Origin of the sequence: Acetanaerobacterium elongatum (assembly GCF_900103835.1) — a bacterium.
In the GTDB taxonomy this organism is placed as follows: Bacteria; Bacillota; Clostridia; order Oscillospirales; family Ruminococcaceae; genus Acetanaerobacterium; species Acetanaerobacterium elongatum.
Map to the genome: position 1 here is coordinate 93,978 of NZ_FNID01000003.1, position 18,421 is coordinate 112,398.

Consider the following 18,421-nt stretch of genomic DNA (forward strand, 5'->3'; position numbering starts at 1 on the left):
GCATCGCCTATGATAACTGTATTAGTCTATATAATACAGTTCAAAACATTGTAGCTTAGAATATTATAAGAAATTATGATTAGTTGTGTTAAATATGTAAATTTTTCTGGTTTCCTATTGACTTAACGCCGTTGATTGGCAATACTAAGCTAGTGGAAGTGTGTAATGCACGCATTCCATTAATATTTATCCGGGCAGATTACCGGTTTTGAAGTATCTTCGGTACTTGTGTCGTTTAAGAATACAGGACCCCAAAAATTATAAAAGAGGATATGCAGTAATGAGTAAATGTGTAATCAACATGCTATCAAGGGCAGACTCTGTTCAGGGGCACGGTGTTCTTTCTGCCTACTGTGAGCAGGTTGCTCTCGTTTCTGAGGGTCTTAGCGATGATTTTTGCGTTGTAGAAAACAGCCTGCGGCGCAGCAATATTCTGCATATACACACGGTAAACCTCCGCTTCTGGGCACGCTGCTTTTTTAAGCGGCCTTCCATTGCTTCGGTGGGGTATGTGCACTTTATACCCGAAACACTGGATAAGAGCATCAAGCTGCCGCCCGTTATCAAAGACATCTTCTACTGGTATGTGGTGCGTTTTTACAAGCGCATGGATTACCTTGTTACCGTAAACCCCTGCTTTATCGATAAGCTGGTGGATCTGGGCATTGAGCGCAGTAAGATTACTTATATCCCAAACTTCGTTTCTGATAAGCGCTTTTACGCCGTAAGCGCCGACGCTAAAAAGGAGCTTCGCAAAAAGTACCATCTGAACTCCGAGGGCTTTGTGGTGCTGAGTGTGGGGCAGCTGCAAAAACGCAAGGGCGTATTTGAATTTATCGAGCTTGCCAAGGAAATGCCCGAGGTAACCTTTTTGTGGGCGGGCGGTTTTTCGTTCGGCAAGATGAGCGACGGGTATGAAGAGATTCAAAAGATACTGGACAACCCTCCGGCCAATGTGATCTTCATGGGCTTGGTTCCGCGCGAACAGATGAACGAGGTTTACAACCTTGCCGATGTACTGTTCCAGCCGTCGTTTGACGAGCTGTTCCCCATGACCACCCTGGAATCGATGTGTGTCGGTTTACCGCTGCTGTTACGCGACCTTGATTTATACAAAGACATTCTATTTGATTATTATCTAAGGGGCAACACCACTGCCGAGTTTAAGCAGTTGCTTACGGAGCTGATGGACCCCGAAAACTACAAGAAGGCCTCCGCACTCTCTAAAGAAGGGCACCGTTTTTACAGCCGTGAATCGGTGCTTGCGATGTGGCAGGCCTACTACGAGGGGGTATACGAGGATTGCAGGCAGATCTCACTCCAGACTTTCCGAATGAAGCTGAAGCGCCGGTTCACCTGAAAAAGCGCAAAGCCTTAAAAATAGCCTATAACGCAGCGTCCATCCTGGGGCTGCTGCTCGCCGTTGCCGTTTGCATCTATTTTTACCGAATGGGTATCTTCACCAAGCCCGATGCAATGCAGCAGTATATGGCCAAGCAGGGCGCATGGGCACCGCTGGTATTTATTCTTATACAGATTATTCAGGTTGTCATCCCCATCATCCCCGGCGGGGTAAGCCTTGCCGCCGGAGTAGTCATCTTTGGCCCGTGGTTTGGGTTTGCCTATAACTATATCGGCATCTGTATCGGCTCTATTTTTAATTTTTTGCTATCGCGCCACTTCGGGCGGCCGTTTGTGGAAGCGGTAATCAGCGAGCGCCTGTTTAAAAAGTACATAGGCTGGCTGGATAAGGGCAAGCGGTTTGACACCCTGTTTGCCTGGGCAATCTTTCTTCCGGTTGCGCCTGATGACTTTTTATGTATGCTGGCGGGAATCTCCAATATGTCGTTTAAAAAGTATGTGCTGATTATTCTTTTGTGCAAGCCGCTTTCAATCCTTTTATACAGCATCGGGCTTACAACTCTGCTGCAGTATATTGCAAAGATGCTCGGCGGCTGAAGCCTATCACTAAAGCCTTTTAGTGCGTTCGCTTATTGCGGATGCACTTTTATTTTGCGGCAGTTTTCTTGATATTTTAAACATACTCTGCCCTATCAGCTTATTAAATTTACACAAAAATTACACGAAGCGTGGTGTTGCGTTAAAATAGGGTTGCTTTTGCACACAGGATGTACTATAATGCTTTTTGTTCCACCTCTTTTGTAGCTGTGGGGCGGACAAGCTGAATATCAGGACGATTAGCTCAGTTGGTAGAGCATCCGCGTCACATGCGGGAGGTCGCGGGTTCGAGTCCCTCATCGTCCACCAGGGGTGCTGTCTTCGCAATAGTGGGGGCGGCATTTTTTTGCGTAAAAAAGCTTGATAATTTTGGCTTTTAAACTATTATTATTTGTGGTAGAATATAGAGGTTATGATTGGAAGCCTGAAGTCAGGCCGTTTGAAAGGAAAGACTGCCATGCAATACACCTTTTCAGATAAAATCGCCACGTTGCAGCCGTCGGCGATCCGCGAGATATTAAAGTTCACCGCCGACCCGCAGGTGATCCCCTTCGCCGCGGGCAACCCGGCCCCCGAGGCCTTCCCCACGGCGCTGGTGGGCGAGATTACGAGCGAGATCTTCGCCGAGCGTCCCATCGCGGCCTTGCAGTACAGCATTACCGAGGGCTACCCGCAGCTGCGCACCATGCTCAAGGACATGCTCAAATCCCGCTACCATGCAGGCCGCGACAGTGACGAGCTGATTATCGTTTCGGGCGCGCAGCAGGGCGTGGAGCTTGCCACCAAGGTGCTGTGCAACGAGGGCGACACCGTCATCTGCGAAAAACCAAGCTTCATCGGCTCGTTAAACTCGTTTAAATCCTACAATACTCATCTGGTGGGCATTGAACTTCAGGACGACGGCATTGATCTTACCGCGCTGGAGGATGCTCTTAAGGCCAATAAAAACGTGCGGTTTATCTACCTCATCCCCAACTTCCAGAACCCCAGCGGCAAAACCATGAGCCTTGAAAAGCGCAAGGCAGCCTATGCGCTCGCCAAGCGGTACGGCACCATGATTCTGGAGGATAACCCCTACGGTGACCTGCGGTTTGAGGGCGAGGATATCCCCTCCATCAAATCGTTTGATGAGGACGGTATCGTAATCTATCTCGGCAGCTTTTCCAAGGTGCTTTCACCCGGCCTTCGCGTAGGTTATGTCTGCGCGCCGGGGCCGATTGTGCAGAAGATGGTGGTGGCAAAGCAGGCCTCCGACGTGCACACCGGCATCCTTTCGCAGATGATCTGCGCCGAGTTTCTAACCCGGGTGGATTATAACGCACATATCGCGCACCTGCAGCAGATCTACCGCAAGAAGTGCGCGCTGATGCTCGGCGGCATGGACGCGGGCTTTGGCGGCAAGGTGGATTACACACGCCCGCAGGGCGGCCTGTTTTTGTGGTGCACCCTGCCGAAAGGCAGCGACATGATGGGCTTCTGCACCGAGGCAGTTCACCGCAAGGTGGCGGTGGTGCCCGGCAGCGCGTTTATGACAAGCGACAAGGATGAAACCACGTCCTTCCGCATGAACTTCTCCACCCCCACCGACGAGCAGATTGAAAAGGGTGTAGACATCCTCTCCAAGCTGATTCGCGAGAGATTCTGATATAAGATTTACACACATGAATATATAATAGAAAGGCACGAACAACCATGCCAGAGATTGAAGCTACCGCAAAGCCCGAAAAAAAGAAGATCATCTTCAGCGGCATACAGCCCACGGGCGTGTTTACGCTGGGCAACTATATCGGCGCCATCCGCAACTGGGTGAACCTGCAGGAGGAATACAACTGCATTTACTCGGTGGTGGATATGCATGCCATCACCGTTCGGCAGGACCCTGCCACCCTTCGCCAGCAGACGCTTTCCTCCTACGCACTGCTGCTTGCCTGCGGTATCGACCCGCAGAAGAGCCTTGTGTTCATTCAAAGCCACGTTCCCGCCCATGCGCAGCTTTCGTGGGCGCTGGGGTGTAGCGCACAGTTCGGCGAGCTTTCGCGTATGACGCAGTTTAAGGATAAAAGCCTGAAGCACGCCGATGATGTAAACGTCGGCCTGTTCACCTACCCGGTGCTGATGGCCGCCGATATCCTGCTCTACCAGACCAATCTGGTGCCGGTAGGTATCGACCAGAAGCAGCACCTGGAGCTTGCGCGCGATATTGCTATCCGCTTTAACGGGCGCTACGGCAACACCTTCGCCGTCCCAGAGCCGTATATCCCCAAGATGGGCGCCAAGGTAATGTCGCTGCAGGAGCCCACCAAGAAGATGAGCAAATCCGACGAGAACGCCAAGGCCTTTATCTCGATACTGGACAGCGCCGACACCATTATTAAAAAGTGCAAAAGCGCCGTTACCGACAGCGAGGCCCGCGTTTGCTATGCCGAGGGCAAGGACGGCATTAACAACCTTATGACCATCTACTCGGTGGTAACAGGCAAGAGCCTTGAGGAGATCACCGGCGAGTTCGACGGCAAGGGCTACGGCGACTTCAAGCTTGCGGTTGGCGAAGCGGTAGCCGAGCATCTGCGCCCTGTGCGAGAGGGGCATGAGCGCCTGATGAAGGATAAGGCTTACCTGGAGCAGTGCTACACCGAAGGCGCCGAAAAAGCCGCACACTTTGCAAAGCGCACCCTTGAAAAAACCTATCAGAAGCTCGGGTTTGTAAAGGGCGTGCTGTAAGTTTATAGATAATCATCAATATACAGCCTGCATCCAAAGGGATGCGGGCTGTTTTTCATGTAGGGGCGAACTGTGTTCGCCCGCGTTCTCTGTGTTCTACGTTGGGGGGTGCACGGGTGATTATCAATCGCCCGCAGAATTCATCCGACCATGGTGGGGCGTAGGGGCGCGCATCGCGCGTCCGCGGTCTCATCGTGCGCTGTACTCCGATAGCTCCATTAACGACTCCGGCAGATGGTCAATCCCTTGAAACTCCGGCACCGAAATAGAGTGGATAGTCTGTCGAATCTCGGGCGCTACATGGGTAACACACATCTGGTTTTCACCGCCGATGCTCCGGCAGTCGTCCTCAATCAGCACGTCTGGTCGTATCTGCTCCACCAGCTCGTGGTACTGCTGCCCTCTTGCCCGAAAGTACAGGCGGCTGCCCGCAAAACCATATCGCTCCAGCAGCGCCTGAACCCCTTGAACCGCCTTCCGCGATTTCCGTGAGGTGATATACTGTATATCCGCCCCCTGCTCCTGCCACAAGCGGATAAGACTGACGCAGCAGCCGATAGGCACATATCGCGAAACGCTGAAATGCTCAAGGGCATTCCGCGGGCCGAGCACCGTACCCTCAGTAAAGATGAGGACCTTTACCCCCACGCTTTCTTCGCTTAGTTGGATATAGGGCATTACCGCTTCTCCTTCGTCGCTATATATTGACAATCGTAAATGTACTGCTAAAACCCTTCGGCAAAGCGCAGGTCTACCAGCTCCACCGGTACACCCGAAAGTGCTGCAAGTTCATCCATACTCAGCAGCTCGGGGCGGGTATTCTGCGCCTCCGCCTCATCAATCAGCAGGGCGGCACAGAAGATATCGGCCTCTCGCTCAAACCTCGGGCAGTAAAAGAAGGTGTCGCGCAGCAGCTCCAGCACGTTATAATCGGTATGCAGCAGCGCGTGTGCCAGCTCATGCGCACAAATTACCCGTAAGGCATCCTCATCCAAGGCATTGTTCAGGTATATAAATTTATATCCGTCTATATATTGGTAAAACCCTTCCACCGTCTTGGGAAGCTCGGTGTAAACAACATGTACCCTAAGCTCCTCACACAGCTTAAACGGGTCGCGGGTATAATATTTTTGAACCAGCGACCGGGCAAGTTCGATAATCCTATCCATCTGCTACCTTTCCGCGGGCAAAACGCTGTTCTATCCCGTTCGGAATACAACAGATCAGCCGCCCTTTTCGCCGCGCCTGTTTTGGTTATATTCGGCGGCCAGCTGTGCACCAAGCTCCAGCGCCGCGATAATCTTCTCCGCCCCTTCGGCGTCAATGGGTTTGCCGTGGAACATCAGCGCCTGCTGGCCTAACAGCCTCTCGCGCATCTGGGTAATCATATCCTCCAGCCGCAGCACCGCGCCGTCTTCATTCCGCGTGCCACACAGCAGATAGTTGGCATCCACCTCAAAAACCTCGCACATCCGTATCAGTATGCTGCTGTCCGGCTCACGTCTGCCCTGCTCGTACATACCCACCGCACTGGCCGAAACCCCCAGCCGTATGCCCAGCTGTGCCTGTGTCAGACCTCGTTTTAAACGGAGTGCCTTCAATTTTTGTGCAAACATATATTCTCACCTCACGGCTACTATAGCACAGGTTCCATAAAAATGCAATAGATCAAAAAATATAAATTTGTTTTTGCCTCATGTAATCCCTTCAAAATGCGATTATTAAAGGATATACAGGTGCTTTGTTCTTGAATTAAGGTAATTCCATCCATCTTGACATCACACATTTTGTGTGATACCCTAGAAATTGAAAAGAACATATGTTCTATACTAACCGATAGACTGGAGGTGCAGGGGAATGAACTGCACATTATTCGAGCTGGGGCACCAGTATCTTTACGAGAGCAACAAGGTAAACGCCAGAATCCGCCAGCTTCGCGCCCAGCTGAAAACCGCGCCGCTCGGTGAGCTGCGGGGGTTGGAGGAACGCATCGACCTGTTGTACCGCGAGCATTCCGACCTGCGCAAAACCGGGTATTACTTAATCAACTATTACGATAGGGGGCACGCAGATGTACAAAAGCTTTCAGGCTGATTTCAACGACAGTGTCGCCGCCTCCATCTCGTTTTCCGCTTATCAGCAAAACCGCGGCATCACCAACGATGAGCTGCGCTGGTGGCTGCGCGAGGCGGTACTCAATGAGGTGGAAAAGGGGCTTACCGGGCGGCAGTATGAGCTGCTGACGCTTTACTACTTCCGCGGCTACACCATGCCGCAGCTGGCTGAGCGTTTCGGCATCAATAAATCCACCGTATCGCGCGGGCTTGCGGGGGCCAGAAACCGCATTAAAAAGCGTGTTCTGCGCAGACTAAAGGCCGAAAAGAACGGCCTGCCGCTGCTTTAATATCACTAAGCCGGCTGCACGCCCTCAGCAAAACTCGGCAAGTGCAGCTTTCTCCTTGCGCGTTAGCTTGTTTACAACATATCGGTAGGAATGATTAATCATCTCCCAAACCTGCTCGTCGGCAACACCCTTATCAAGGTAAACGGTATTCATGTACGGCTTTAGCCTGTCTGGGCAATGGTAGCCGGGGATTACAATGCCGGGGTACTGCCGGCGGTAAAAGTCGGCGAGCATCGGCTCACAGCTTAGCGATATCTTATGGTTTTCCGGCATAGGGTAAAGCTGCATAAACAGCTTGCCGCATACCTTATAGCAGGCCGGGATCGGCCCGAACGGATAATCCTCATACGCGCCCGGCTTCGCAAGACAATAGCGGATGATATCTTCATTACTCAACCTAGGTACCCCCTGTTTATAAAGCAAAACCCTCCGTTACCCTCGGGTAACGGAGGGAGCTTTTATTGGGTATTCACACCGCCTGCCGCTATCAGCAGCAGCCTTACTTCGCTATCAGCGACGTAACGTTTTGCAACAGTCCGGGAACGGTTACGAGCACTAAAAAGATTACCGTGAGCAGCAGCATAAGGATAACCGGGGCGCTCTTGAACAGCCCAGAGAGCTTCTCGCCCCTTGTAAGTATCGTGCAGCCGTTGCCAAGGCTCAGCTTATGCCTATAGTTTACCAGTGTTACAATAATCAGCACGATACCCGCAATCAGCACCGCCATTACCAGCAGGCCGATGATTGCGACCAAACCCAGTCTTTCGGGAGAATAGAGGCTGCTGATGGTAATACCAAGAAAGTTGATAATAAGATGCATCAGCATGCACGGGATAACCGAGCCGGACTTAATGAACACCATACCCAGCACAATACCCAGCGCGGTGGCATAGAGCATCTGTGCAACACTGCCGTGGGCAAACCCGAACAGCACCGCCGAAACCAGCACCGCAAACCAGTTGCCAAAGGGCTTGAGTGTGGAAACCAGCCCGCCTCTGAACAGCAGCTCCTCAAAGATCGGCGCCGCTAAAACAGCCCATACATAGTTCAGCGCAATACCCAGCGTCCCCTTGGGCATATTCAAAATGGGGTTGCTGTTAAGTACCTGCTGCAGCGAACCGGAGGCGACAATCATTACAACGGTTGCAATCAGGTTTACACCAATGGTTACCGTATAGCCCATCGGCACTGCCGCCGCAAACTCCTTGCCCGACATCCGGCTTTTGGCAAAGAGCGCCTTGAACCGGCCCTCTTTAAACATCCCCAGCGCCCATAAGGCTATGGGGGTTGCGACAAAGTAAACACCCACCGCAGAAAGAGCCAGATCAACAATCTGCAGCATACTGTCCGAAATTCCCGCAGCCTGCAGGCGTTTCGTCACAATCACATCAATCAGCAAAAAGATTAGCCTTAAGCCCACCCAGATTGAAACCGCGGTTCCTACCCTTGCTGCCGCCTGTGCAAGCTCAAAGCGCTTCTGCTCTTTATCGGTACCCTGTCCGCTCAATAGAATGTCCTCCATAATAGTAACTATTCCTTTCTCGCAAGTTCAAAAGATATATCTTTCAAACTTCTCCCCTTAATTATTACTAGATGCTGTAACGATAGATGAGCCGCCTGCCCACAACGGTAAGCGCCGCTATCAATAAAACCGCTGCCGCACCCAGTGCAAGGTTCGCGGTAAGCCGGGTGCTCTGCGGAATGGTTTCATACAAATCTATACCCTTTGGCAGCAGCATGAATAACGCCGAAACCGCTAAAATCGGCGCCGCCATCATCTTCGCGCCGTAGCGTAACAGCACATAGGCAAATATCCTGCCAAGCGCAGCAAACAGTAAAAACGATGCTGTCAAAACAAGCGCAAGCCCCGCTATCATGAGTGCTTTCTGCTGCATCTTTTCTGTTATAACGCCTGTCTGCGAGAATGAAAAAAGTAAAACAACGCCTGCACTTAAAAGCGATATCAGCGCGGAAGCAACCGTATATGCCAGTGTTAAAACAAACGAGCTGCGCAGGTACGCCTTGCGCGTCATACCCAGCCCTACAGCGCCGGTATACCCTACAGTATACATCATCAGGCAGCAGAATAAAACCACCCATATGTTAAGAATCATGCCCCCGAGCGGTACAATAATGAATGCCGTGGCGGCTTCCTGCTTATCAGGCAGTATCAGACCGGTAATCAATATCGCCAAAAAGCCCAGCAGCATAAGCCCGAGGCACACCAGCATGGTAATCACGGTTCCACGGTTTACTGAAAGTACTTTTTTAAAATCTTTTATCATAAAAGCCCCAGCCTTTCCTTATACATTCAGCTTGCGAATCTGGGGATATGCAATACCGTACAATGCAAGGCCCAGTACTGCGGCACCGCCCAGCAGCATTGCAACAACGGTATTGCTGAAGGTTAGCGTCAAACTGTTTTCGGTAAACACAGCAACCGAAAACCCGCCGCACGCGCCGCCCAGAATTACCAGCACTATGGCTGCGATATAAAACACCTTTCGCCCGAACCGTCCCATTAAAATTCCAAGCAGGGTGCCGACTCCTAAGGCAAGCATGCTCAGGCAGATTGCCGGCAGCAGCACCTGTGTTGAAAGCGCAAGCCTTCCAAGCTCAACCGCCGCATCGCGCCTGATGAAATAGAATAAGGCCGAGGTTAACAGCAGCGAGCCTTCGGTACAAACCGTGAATGAAATAAAAGACGAAATAATGTTGCTGAAATAGAATACTCGCCGGGTGCTGCCCATGCTGATATAGGTGGGCAGGTAAATCAGTACGCGTGTCATACTTAAGGTAAGGTAGCCTGCCGGCATGGCGATTAAAACCATCAGCAGCATAAACGACTGCCCGCTCTCAAACGTACTGCCGCTTAGTGATAAAACGGTAAATATCACCGGTACTATCAGGCAGAGCATTAACGCTTGCCTAAGCATATCGCAAAAATCAGTTTTTAGCTGCTTTATAAATAAATTCATTCTTAATCACCCCTTAAGCCAGCGCCGGAGCGGCAGCATTTGCGGTGCTTTCATACTGCTCGGTAAGGTAAACAAAAATCTTCTGCAGGCTTACGGGCGAAACATCTACATCATACTGCTCAAACTGTTCGTTGCCGTTCAGCCTTACGCACACGGTAAGACTCTTGCCTAAGCCCTCGCGGTGTACTACCTGCAGCCCTTTGATGGCCTCGCTTACGGTGTCTTCCCTGCCGCTTACATAGGCATACTGCGCGCGCAGCTCCTCGGTGTTTCGCTTAAGCATAATCCTGCCCGCATCCACCAGCACCACCTCTTCAAACACATTGCTGGCTTCATCAATAATGTGGGTGGAGATGATATAGGTACGGGGGTTTTCCATATAATCATCCAGCAGCAGCTGATAAAACTTCTCACGCATCATCACGTCCAGGCCCGCCACCGGTTCATCCAAAAAGGTAATAGGCGCGCGAGAGGCAAGCGCTATGATGATGCTCACCATCGAAAGCATACCTTTTGAAAGCTTGTTGATCGGCTTTTTGATGTCGAGCTTGAACTCCACCAGCAGCCTTTTGGCATATTCCTCATCCCAGTTGGGGTAGAAGATTCTCGCAATGCGGAAAAGCTCCTTTACCTTGCGGGTATCCGGCCCAAAGGCGGTAGAGGCGCTTAGCTCGCGCGAGAAGCAGATCTTCTCCATTACCTCGCTGTTTTCCCACACCGGCAGCCCATAGGAGGAAACACTGCCCTCGTCGGCAAAGTTCTGCCCCGCAAGAATACCCAGCAGCGTGGTTTTACCCGCGCCGTTTCTGCCAATCAGCCCGTAAATCTTGTTTTCATCCAGTGTTAAATCCACGCCGTTTAGGGCGGTTGTTTTTCCAAAACGCTTTATAACCCCGTTGCACTCTAAAACTGTAGCCATTGTAAACTTTCCTTTCATCTCTCTAAAACTCATAGAGCCCCGCTAAAAACATTGCTTATACCAATCTCATAAGATAGCGCTACTGCCCTGAATGCTGCACCCGCTTAATCATCTCAACCAGTTCCTCGGTGTCAATATTCAGCTGCCTGGCCTCTCGCACCAGCGAAACCACATACTTTTCGTAAAAGCCTTCCTTGCGCTTTACAATAATCTGGCGTTTACCGCCTTCGGTTACAAACATACCGATCCCCCTCTTCTTAAAAAGAATTCCCTCGTCAACCAGAATGTTTACGCCCTTTGCCGCCGTTGCGGGGTTAATCTTATACAATGCCGCCAGCTGGTTGGTGGAAGGTATCGCTTCGCCCTCTGCGAGTATATCTCTCAGGATATCGTCTTCGATCTTTCTTGCGATTTGAATGTATATCGATTGTTCCGTATTCAGATTAGTGTTCAATCCATTAGCACCTCCTGATGCCCACCTCATTAGTCAAGTGGTTCATTACTTATGTAACTAACTATATATCCTCTTCCACGGTTTGTCAATAGGCTTTCAGAATTATTTTTTCTTTTGCTTGCAATTTCAAATAAATATGCTATATTATAGATACAGTTAAATAACTGCTAATTGGGAGTAGTTTTAAATCTCAAATCAACAAGCATGGGCCTTTGGGCTCTGGTTTGAGGTCCGTAAGGTAACAAGACTTTTAGCGTGTTTCGGGCTTTCCCCGCTTCACGTTAAGGTCTTTTTTTATTATCCTCCATTTGAAATGTTAATGGACAGTAATCACGGAATAATAAAGGTATGTTCCCCTTGGCTGATTCAACAAACGGTTACATAATCAAAGGAGAGTTATTATGTTCGAACAGAAATCCGTTCAGCAGGCCTGCGAGGTGCTGCAAACCAACCCCGCAACCGGCCTTTCGGCAGACGAGGTGCAAAAGCGCCTAACCCAAAACGGGCCGAATGAGTTTGCCGAAAAAAAGCCAAAGTCCAAGCTGATGATGTTTTTAAGCCAGCTTAATGACCCGATGATCTTCATCCTGTTTGCGGCAGCGGCAATCTCTATTTTTTTGCGGGAGTTCAGCGACGCGTGCATCATCCTCGCGGTGGTGCTGCTAAACGCCTTTGTGGGCATGACACAGGAGGCCAAGGCCGAGCAGGCCTTACAGGCGCTTAAAAAGCTCTCGAGCCCATCCGCGCTGGTGAGGCGCGGGGGAAAGCTATTGGATATCCCTGCGCGGGAGCTGGTGCCGGGCGATGTGGTAATACTGGATGCCGGGCGCGTGGTGCCCACCGATCTTCGGCTGCTTACCGCGGTAAACCTCAAGGTGGATGAATCGGCGCTCACCGGTGAATCGGTGCCCAGCGAGAAAAACGCCGAGTTTACCGCCGAGGGCGAGATCGGCATCGGCGACCGTATAAACATGGCCTACTCCTCCACCAGTATAACCTACGGGCGCGGCGAGGGCGTTGTTACCGCCACCGGCATGAATACCGAGATCGGCCGCATCGCCCAGATGATCAGCAGCAATAAGGATGAGATGACCCCGCTGCAAAAGCGCCTGGCCGACCTTGGCAAGCTGCTGGGTATTCTGGCGGTGGTTATCTGTGCGCTGATGTTCGGCATCGCGGTGCTGCAGCAGCGCGATATCCCCGAGATGCTGCTTACCGCCATCTCGCTTGCGGTGGCGGCTATACCTGAAGGCCTGCCCGCGGTGGTAACCATTGTGCTCGCCTTAGGCGTTTCACGCATGGTAAAGGTAAACACCATCGTGCGCCGCCTGCCCTCGGTTGAAACGTTGGGCGCGGTGAGCGTGGTATGCTCGGATAAAACCGGCACCCTTACCCAAAACCGCATGACGGTGGAGCAGGTGTACTCCGGCGGCGCACTCAAGCCCGCCTCGCAACTTACCCCCGATGGTGCCGACCGGCTGCTGCTGGAGGGTTTTATCCTGTGCAACGATGCCTCCGTCAAGGGCAGCGCGCGCATCGGCGACCCTACCGAGATCGCACTTCTGGATATGGGCGACCCCCTGGGGCTTGCGCGTGAGGAGCTGGAGAAGCAGTTTTCGCGTATCAACGAGCTGGCGTTTGATTCCGACCGAAAGATGATGACCACCGTGCACCGCGCGCCCGACGGCAAGCTTGTGGCCTACACCAAGGGCGGCATGGATGTGCTGCTGGCCCGCTGCGACGGAATTATTGAAAACAGCCAGAAGCGCACGCTTGCCGACAGCGACCGCAAGGCGATAGAAGAGGCCGCGCGCAGGATGGCCGAAAAGGCCTTGCGCGTGCTGGCCCTTGCCGTAAAATACAACGACGACAGCGCCACAGAGCAAGGTCTTGCGTTTGTGGGGCTGGTTGGCATGATCGACCCGCCGCGCCCCGAGGCGAAAGACGCCGTTCAAATGTTCAGAAATGCGTCGATACGCACGGTGATGATTACCGGCGACCACAAAGACACCGCCTTTGCCATCGCGCGGGACTTAGGTATTGCGCACAACAGCGGCGAGTGCATCACCGGCAGTGAACTGAACGCCCTTACGCAGGAGCAGCTCAACGAGCGTGTGGAGCACCTGCGCGTGTTCGCCCGTGTATCGCCCGAGCATAAGGTGATGATTGTAAAGGCGTTCCAGTCACAGGGCTACATTGTTTCGATGACCGGCGACGGTGTAAACGATGCGCCCTCGCTCAAGGCTGCGGATATCGGCGTGGCGATGGGCATTACGGGCACCGACGTTGCCAAGGGAGCCGCGGACATGGTGCTAACCGACGACAACTTTGCCACCATCGAAAAGGCGGTGGAGGAAGGCCGCAACATCTACGGCAACATCAAAAAGACGGTGCTGTTTTTGCTTTCGTCCAACTTCGGCGAGGTAATGGCCATGTTCACCTCCATTGCGCTGGGGCTGGCCTCGCCGCTTAAGGCAATTCATATCCTGTGGGTAAACCTGATTACCGACTCGCTGCCCGGCCTCGCCCTTGGGGTAGACAGCAAGGATAAGGAGATTATGAAGGCGCCGCCCCGCAACCCCGGCGAAAGCCTGTTCGCGCACGGCGGCTTTGCCCTTACGCTGTTTTACGGTGCCGTAATCGCCGCCATCACCCTCTGCGCGTTTTTGTTCCTGCCCGTGAGCTTGCTGCTGCAAAACGGCACCGCCGTTACCCTTGAAAGCATTAAGGGTATATTTGCCGCTGATAATATCCTAACCCGCTCGCAAACCTACGCATTTGTGGTATTGGGTATATCGCAGCTGTTCCACGCCATCGGTATGCGCAACCTTGATAAATCAATCTTCCGCATGAACCACCTGAGCAACCGCTTGATGATTCTGGCCTTCTTTGCGGGGCTACTGCTGCAGATTGCCGTTACCGAGCTGCCGTTCTTAACCGTGCTGTTCGGCACCACACCGCTTTCACTGCTCGAATGGGTGAACCTGCTGCTGATTTCGATGGTACCGCTGGTGTTCCATGAGATGATTGTACTCATACGCTTTATTGCAAGAAAGGCAAAGGCTGCAAAATAATTCTAACGTAAAATCCACTCGTGCTGCATAATCACACATATATCTGGGGATACGTTGTAGGGGCGCGCATTGCGCGCCCGCGGTTTCAACACAGACTGGATAATATCCGCGGGAGGCCAATGGCCGCCCCTGCAAAACCGCGAATTTTCTCTCTTCATCCGCTTAATTGTCCCTTGAATGGTTCTTCCCGCTATTGACAATACTAATACTGATTAGAATTGTGATGACGCAGGAAGAAAACTTGTTTTCTCTTGCGTTTTGGGAGGGACAGCTTTCGGATGATGAAAAGGGCAGGAGTACGCAGGCTAAAGGTATTCTCTATCGCCTTTGGGGTATCGGTGGTTATTTTATCGCTGATATTCATTCCCATCATGCTTGAAGTCAGCCCGCTGCGGGATTATACTCCCTCCTCGAGCATCCCCAGCAGCGCGGCGCCGATTGCCTATACCCCTGTGGTATCCGATAACCTCACTGCGCTTGTTATCATCACCGAGGCCGGCAAGGCGCGCTACTTTTTGCTGGTACGCTTTAATCCTGTCAAGGGCCAGCTGCCCGTAACCTCGCTGCCCTACAATATGCAGGTAAGGGCGGGCGGAAAAAACAACACCCTTCAGGGCTACGATGCCTACGGCGGCACGCTTGAGGTAAAACGGATTGTGGAGGATGTGTTGGATATCAACATCAGCCGAACCGCCAGGCTTAGCACCGAGAATTTCATCAAGGCTGTGAACACGCTGGGCACAGTGAAATATACCATCCCGTATACGCTCATCTATAAAAATGTAAACGCCAACATCTATATCAACATTCCCAAAGGCAATCAGGTGCTGGACGGCCACGCGGTGTACGATCTGTTCCGCTACCCGAGCTATACCGAGGGCGAGGCGCACCGCTACAAGGTACAGAGCGATGTGCTCGCGGCACTTATAAACCAGCGCCTGAACGACTGGCTGATTGCACACAGCGACAGTGTGTTTAAAACCCTTATCAATCTTGCCGAAACCGATATCTCGCACAGCGACTACGCCAAAAGCCTGCCCATGCTGCGGTATTTCGCCACCCAGCTCTACGAGCCTGCGGTGCCGGTATTCCCCGCCGGCCAGTTTAAAAGCGAAGGCTTTTTGCTTTCGCAGAAATCGCTCGATGCACTGAAGGGGTACTATGGCGGCGCAGAAGCAACCTCGTTGGGTGCCTCCTCGGTCGAAACGGAATCTGAAAATCCGGTTAACCCCTGAGGTTTAAAACCCTTCGGCCAGAAAAATGCAGGATTTATTCTTTTGAATTTCATTTTTAAAACCTGCCTTTGCAATTAGTATAAAAATATTGATACAGTTTTAACAGATTGGTTATTGATTTCTTTACGAAAACAATCTATAATGTTAGTTGTGGGAAATTTGAATGTTCCGTTAGTTTTCGGCTTTTATCTCGCTAAAGGCAAAAAGTGCAGAAAGATTCAGCCTGTTTATGGTTTTTGCTCCTCGGGGGCCGGAAACTTCGGGTGTGCAATCTGTTTGCAATTTTACGAAAGTTTAACATTCATTTTTTCATTTCACAGTTTTAAAAACTACTCAAACCGGTCTTTGAAGAGAAGCACCAAAATTATGTACAAACCTATCTCAAAAAGATTGGTACCCACGGCTTGCCTCGGCGAGCCCTCGCATCCGGCGGTAGTTTTTACAATACTATAGAACTTGCATCTGAGTTCTGAAGTCCCATGTTTTGAAAGGAGAAAACAGGATGACTAACAACAAACACGTTCTGAGCTGGATTGAAGAGATGAAGGCTCTGGTAAAGCCCGCCAATGTGGTATGGATTGACGGCAGCGAGGAACAGCTCAAGCAGATTCGCGCCGAAAGCGAAGCAAAGGGTGAGATGATAAAGCTCAACGAAGAGAAGCTGCCCGGCTGCTACCTGCACAGAACCGCTATTAACGACGTTGCCCGCGTAGAGCATCGTACCTTCATCTGCTCCAGGAAGCAGGAGGACGCAGGCCCCACCAACAACTGGATGGACCCCAAGGAGGCCTACGAGAAGCTCGGCAAGCTGTTTGACGGCGTGATGAAAGACCGCACCATGTACGTTATCCCTTACTGCATGGGCCCCATCGGTTCACCCCTTGCCAAGATCGGCATCGAGCTTACCGACTCTACCTATGTTGTACTCAACATGGACATCATGACCAGAATGGGCAAGCCCGCGCTTGATATGCTGGGCGATTCCAACGACTTTGTACGCGGCCTGCACTCCAAGGCGGATATCGACGAAGAGAACCGCTACATCTGCCACTTCCCCGAGGATAACGCAATCTGGTCGATCAACTCCGGCTACGGCGGCAACGTGCTGCTGGGCAAAAAGTGCTTTGCGCTTAGAATCGCCTCCTATCAAGGCAAGAACGAGGGCTGGATGGCTGAACATATGCTTATCCTGGGCCTTGAAAACCCCAAGGGCGAAGTAAAATATATCGCTGCCGCGTTCCCCTCTGCCTGCGGCAAAACCAACCTTGCCATGCTCATCCCCCCCGAGGTTTACCAGAAGAAGGGCTACAAGGTTTGGACGGTTGGCGACGATATCGCGTGGATCCGCATCGGCGCCGATGGCAGACTGTGGGCTATCAACCCCGAGAACGGCTTCTTCGGCGTAGCCCCCGGCACCAACATGAAGTCCAACCCCAACGCGCTGCTCTCCACCAAGAAGGGCACCATCTTCACCAATGTAGTGCATAACCTTGAAGACAACACCGTTTGGTGGGAGGGCTTAGATAAGAACCCGCCCAAGAACGCCATCAACTGGAAGGGCGAGAAGTGGGACAGCGCCTCCGGCGAAAAGGGTGCTCATCCCAACAGCCGCTTCACCGCTCCCGCCAAGAACTGCCCCTGCATCAGCAGCGAGTTTGAGTCCAAGCAGGGCGTTCCGCTTAGCGCTATCGTATTCGGCGGCCGCCGCGCCAAAACTGCTCCGCTGGTGTACCAGTCCTTAAGCTGGCAGCACGGCGTGTTTGTAGGCTCGATCATGGCTTCCGAGACCACCGCTGCCGCTACCGGCGCAGTAGGCGTTGTTCGCCGCGACCCGATGGCGATGCTGCCCTTCTGCGGCTACCATATGGGCGACTACTTCAAGCATTGGCTTGAGATCGGCGAGAAGCTGGGCGACAAGGCCCCCAAGATCTTTAACGTAAACTGGTTCAGAACCGACGACGAAGGCCACTTCATCTGGCCGGGCTACGGCGATAACATGCGCGTGCTCGAGTGGATTATCAACCGCTGCGAGGGCAAGGCCGACGCGGTAGAGACCCCCATCGGCTACGAGCCCAAGGCAGAGGACATCAACCTCGAGGGCCTCGATATCAACCTTGACACCCTCAAGGGCCTGCTGGGCGTAGACGTAAACCTGTGGAAGGAAGAAGCCAAGGGCATCCACGAGTTCTACGGCAAGTTCGGCGACAAGCTGCCCGCAGCCCTGAAGACAGAGCTTGCGAACCTTGAGAAGAGATTGGGTTAATCTCTGCACTGTAACCTTTTCGATATCCTCTACATCCTGAAAAGGCAGAAGTAGTAAACAATCAAAACCACCAGTTAAACTGGTGGTATGCACCAGCCCTAAAAGGGCATATTACTGGCACAGCGTCTCAAGACGCACTGAATGGTTCCGCCAACCGCATTACTATTACGGGCAGCCGCTAAAGCGGCTGTTCGTTTTTCATGCCTTTGTTTCCTTGCTACCCGTGAACGGGTCTATGTATTCTTTGAATGATATTTGATCTGAAGCTATGTCTTCTTGTAATTGGTTTTTGATATATTCTTCAATTACTTTTGCATTTCTTCCTACTGTATCAACATAATATCCTCTGCACCAGAAATGCCTGTTCCCATACTTATACTTCAAATTTGCATGCCTATCAAATATCATTAAAGA

The 18,421-nt window shown here is 51.9% G+C and carries 19 protein-coding genes and 1 tRNA gene; 10 read left to right on the forward strand and 10 right to left on the reverse strand.

From position 1 onward, the window contains the following. The first annotated feature begins 280 nt into the window (after positions 1-280). The 5 genes from BLR50_RS01695 to trpS all read left to right on the forward strand — a co-directional run bounded on the left by BLR50_RS01695 (position 281) and on the right by trpS (position 4,680). Complete coding sequence (locus tag BLR50_RS01695) at positions 281-1,360, forward strand: glycosyltransferase family 4 protein (protein WP_092637856.1); 1,080 nt, start codon at positions 281-283, stop codon at positions 1,358-1,360. Next, entirely contained in the window at positions 1,303-1,959 is a 657-nt protein-coding gene (locus BLR50_RS01700; RefSeq protein ID WP_242871662.1) for a TVP38/TMEM64 family protein, read from the forward strand. Before BLR50_RS01695 ends, BLR50_RS01700 begins: the two co-directional genes overlap by 58 nt. 233 nt (positions 1,960-2,192) lie before the next feature. Next, positions 2,193-2,268: transfer RNA gene (locus tag BLR50_RS01705), tRNA-Val, on the forward strand. Between the two features lie 148 nt (positions 2,269-2,416). Beyond that, the gene (locus BLR50_RS01710) at positions 2,417-3,604 is read left to right on the forward strand and encodes an aminotransferase-like domain-containing protein (RefSeq protein ID WP_092637860.1); all 1,188 of its coding nucleotides are present in this window, start codon (positions 2,417-2,419) and stop codon (positions 3,602-3,604) included. A gap of 47 nt (positions 3,605-3,651) precedes the next feature. Further along, the gene (gene trpS / locus BLR50_RS01715; RefSeq protein ID WP_092637863.1) at positions 3,652-4,680 is read left to right on the forward strand and encodes a tryptophan--tRNA ligase; all 1,029 of its coding nucleotides are present in this window, start codon (positions 3,652-3,654) and stop codon (positions 4,678-4,680) included. A 189-nt stretch (positions 4,681-4,869) separates the two neighbouring features. On the opposite strand, the gene BLR50_RS01720 is transcribed toward trpS, so the two are convergent. From BLR50_RS01720 to BLR50_RS01730, 3 genes are read right to left on the reverse strand one after another with little or no spacing between them, the layout of a single operon-like run. Beyond that, entirely contained in the window at positions 4,870-5,358 is a 489-nt protein-coding gene (locus tag BLR50_RS01720; protein ID WP_092637865.1) for a hypothetical protein, read from the reverse strand. A 47-nt stretch (positions 5,359-5,405) separates the two neighbouring features. After that, complete coding sequence (locus tag BLR50_RS01725) at positions 5,406-5,849, reverse strand: ImmA/IrrE family metallo-endopeptidase (RefSeq protein ID WP_092637867.1); 444 nt, start codon at positions 5,847-5,849, stop codon at positions 5,406-5,408. A 54-nt stretch (positions 5,850-5,903) separates the two neighbouring features. Continuing rightward, positions 5,904-6,296 (reverse strand): helix-turn-helix domain-containing protein, encoded by a 393-nt coding sequence (locus BLR50_RS01730; RefSeq protein WP_092637869.1) that lies wholly within the window; start codon positions 6,294-6,296, stop codon positions 5,904-5,906. Between the two features lie 241 nt (positions 6,297-6,537). Here BLR50_RS01730 and BLR50_RS01735 point away from each other — a divergent pair, with 241 nt between their 5' ends. Further along, on the forward strand, positions 6,538-6,774 hold the full coding sequence (locus tag BLR50_RS01735; RefSeq protein ID WP_092637871.1) for a hypothetical protein: 237 nt from the start codon (positions 6,538-6,540) through the stop codon (positions 6,772-6,774). Beyond that, entirely contained in the window at positions 6,752-7,084 is a 333-nt protein-coding gene (locus tag BLR50_RS01740; RefSeq protein WP_092637873.1) for a sigma factor-like helix-turn-helix DNA-binding protein, read from the forward strand. The genes BLR50_RS01735 and BLR50_RS01740 overlap by 23 nt, the downstream gene beginning before the upstream one ends. A 24-nt stretch (positions 7,085-7,108) precedes the next feature. Here BLR50_RS01740 and BLR50_RS01745 read toward each other — a convergent pair whose 3' ends face one another. The 6 genes from BLR50_RS01745 to BLR50_RS01770 form a co-directional block, all read right to left on the reverse strand. Next, positions 7,109-7,480 (reverse strand): MmcQ/YjbR family DNA-binding protein, encoded by a 372-nt coding sequence (locus BLR50_RS01745; protein ID WP_162840287.1) that lies wholly within the window; start codon positions 7,478-7,480, stop codon positions 7,109-7,111. A gap of 103 nt (positions 7,481-7,583) precedes the next feature. Further along, the gene (locus tag BLR50_RS01750; RefSeq protein ID WP_092637877.1) at positions 7,584-8,606 is read right to left on the reverse strand and encodes a CPBP family intramembrane glutamic endopeptidase; all 1,023 of its coding nucleotides are present in this window, start codon (positions 8,604-8,606) and stop codon (positions 7,584-7,586) included. Between the two features lie 67 nt (positions 8,607-8,673). Next, on the reverse strand, positions 8,674-9,369 hold the full coding sequence (locus BLR50_RS01755; protein WP_092637879.1) for a hypothetical protein: 696 nt from the start codon (positions 9,367-9,369) through the stop codon (positions 8,674-8,676). Positions 9,370-9,387: 18 nt separating this feature from the next. Beyond that, positions 9,388-10,062: a hypothetical protein gene (locus BLR50_RS01760; protein ID WP_092637881.1), complete on the reverse strand. Its 675-nt coding sequence runs from the start codon at positions 10,060-10,062 to the stop codon at positions 9,388-9,390. Positions 10,063-10,075: 13 nt separating this feature from the next. After that, positions 10,076-10,981 (reverse strand): ABC transporter ATP-binding protein, encoded by a 906-nt coding sequence (locus BLR50_RS01765; RefSeq protein WP_242871663.1) that lies wholly within the window; start codon positions 10,979-10,981, stop codon positions 10,076-10,078. A 79-nt stretch (positions 10,982-11,060) separates the two neighbouring features. Next, positions 11,061-11,435 carry a GntR family transcriptional regulator gene (locus BLR50_RS01770; RefSeq protein ID WP_242871664.1) on the reverse strand — a complete coding sequence of 125 codons (375 nt, stop codon included), beginning with the start codon at positions 11,433-11,435 and terminating at the stop codon, positions 11,061-11,063. 401 nt (positions 11,436-11,836) lie between these two features. On the opposite strand from BLR50_RS01770, the gene BLR50_RS01775 reads away from it, so the two are divergent. From BLR50_RS01775 to BLR50_RS01785, 3 genes are all read left to right on the forward strand, one after another. Further along, positions 11,837-14,509 carry a cation-translocating P-type ATPase gene (locus BLR50_RS01775; protein WP_092637885.1) on the forward strand — a complete coding sequence of 891 codons (2,673 nt, stop codon included), beginning with the start codon at positions 11,837-11,839 and terminating at the stop codon, positions 14,507-14,509. A 278-nt stretch (positions 14,510-14,787) separates the two neighbouring features. Continuing rightward, positions 14,788-15,744: an LCP family protein gene (locus tag BLR50_RS01780; protein ID WP_092637887.1), complete on the forward strand. Its 957-nt coding sequence runs from the start codon at positions 14,788-14,790 to the stop codon at positions 15,742-15,744. Between the two features lie 502 nt (positions 15,745-16,246). Next, on the forward strand, positions 16,247-18,007 hold the full coding sequence (locus tag BLR50_RS01785) for a phosphoenolpyruvate carboxykinase (GTP) (RefSeq protein ID WP_092637889.1): 1,761 nt from the start codon (positions 16,247-16,249) through the stop codon (positions 18,005-18,007). A 198-nt stretch (positions 18,008-18,205) separates the two neighbouring features. Here BLR50_RS01785 and BLR50_RS01790 read toward each other — a convergent pair. Continuing rightward, a partial coding sequence (locus tag BLR50_RS01790; RefSeq protein ID WP_205408648.1) for a transposase occupies positions 18,206-18,421 on the reverse strand: 216 nt, incomplete at its 5' end.

Coding starts and splice junctions, on each gene's coding strand:
- BLR50_RS01695 (WP_092637856.1), top strand. CDS start 281: ATGAGTAAATGTGTAATCAACATGCTATCAAGGGCAGACTCTGTTCAG.
- BLR50_RS01710 (WP_092637860.1), top strand. CDS start 2,417: ATGCAATACACCTTTTCAGATAAAATCGCCACGTTGCAGCCGTCGGCG.
- trpS (WP_092637863.1), top strand. CDS start 3,652: ATGCCAGAGATTGAAGCTACCGCAAAGCCCGAAAAAAAGAAGATCATC.
- BLR50_RS01720 (WP_092637865.1), bottom strand. CDS start 5,358: ATGCCCTATATCCAACTAAGCGAAGAAAGCGTGGGGGTAAAGGTCCTC.
- BLR50_RS01725 (WP_092637867.1), bottom strand. CDS start 5,849: ATGGATAGGATTATCGAACTTGCCCGGTCGCTGGTTCAAAAATATTAT.
- BLR50_RS01730 (WP_092637869.1), bottom strand. CDS start 6,296: ATGTTTGCACAAAAATTGAAGGCACTCCGTTTAAAACGAGGTCTGACA.
- BLR50_RS01735 (WP_092637871.1), top strand. CDS start 6,538: ATGAACTGCACATTATTCGAGCTGGGGCACCAGTATCTTTACGAGAGC.
- BLR50_RS01740 (WP_092637873.1), top strand. CDS start 6,752: ATGTACAAAAGCTTTCAGGCTGATTTCAACGACAGTGTCGCCGCCTCC.
- BLR50_RS01750 (WP_092637877.1), bottom strand. CDS start 8,606: ATGGAGGACATTCTATTGAGCGGACAGGGTACCGATAAAGAGCAGAAG.
- BLR50_RS01755 (WP_092637879.1), bottom strand. CDS start 9,369: ATGATAAAAGATTTTAAAAAAGTACTTTCAGTAAACCGTGGAACCGTG.
- BLR50_RS01760 (WP_092637881.1), bottom strand. CDS start 10,062: ATGAATTTATTTATAAAGCAGCTAAAAACTGATTTTTGCGATATGCTT.
- BLR50_RS01765 (WP_242871663.1), bottom strand. CDS start 10,981: ATGGCTACAGTTTTAGAGTGCAACGGGGTTATAAAGCGTTTTGGAAAA.
- BLR50_RS01775 (WP_092637885.1), top strand. CDS start 11,837: ATGTTCGAACAGAAATCCGTTCAGCAGGCCTGCGAGGTGCTGCAAACC.
- BLR50_RS01780 (WP_092637887.1), top strand. CDS start 14,788: ATGATGAAAAGGGCAGGAGTACGCAGGCTAAAGGTATTCTCTATCGCC.
- BLR50_RS01785 (WP_092637889.1), top strand. CDS start 16,247: ATGACTAACAACAAACACGTTCTGAGCTGGATTGAAGAGATGAAGGCT.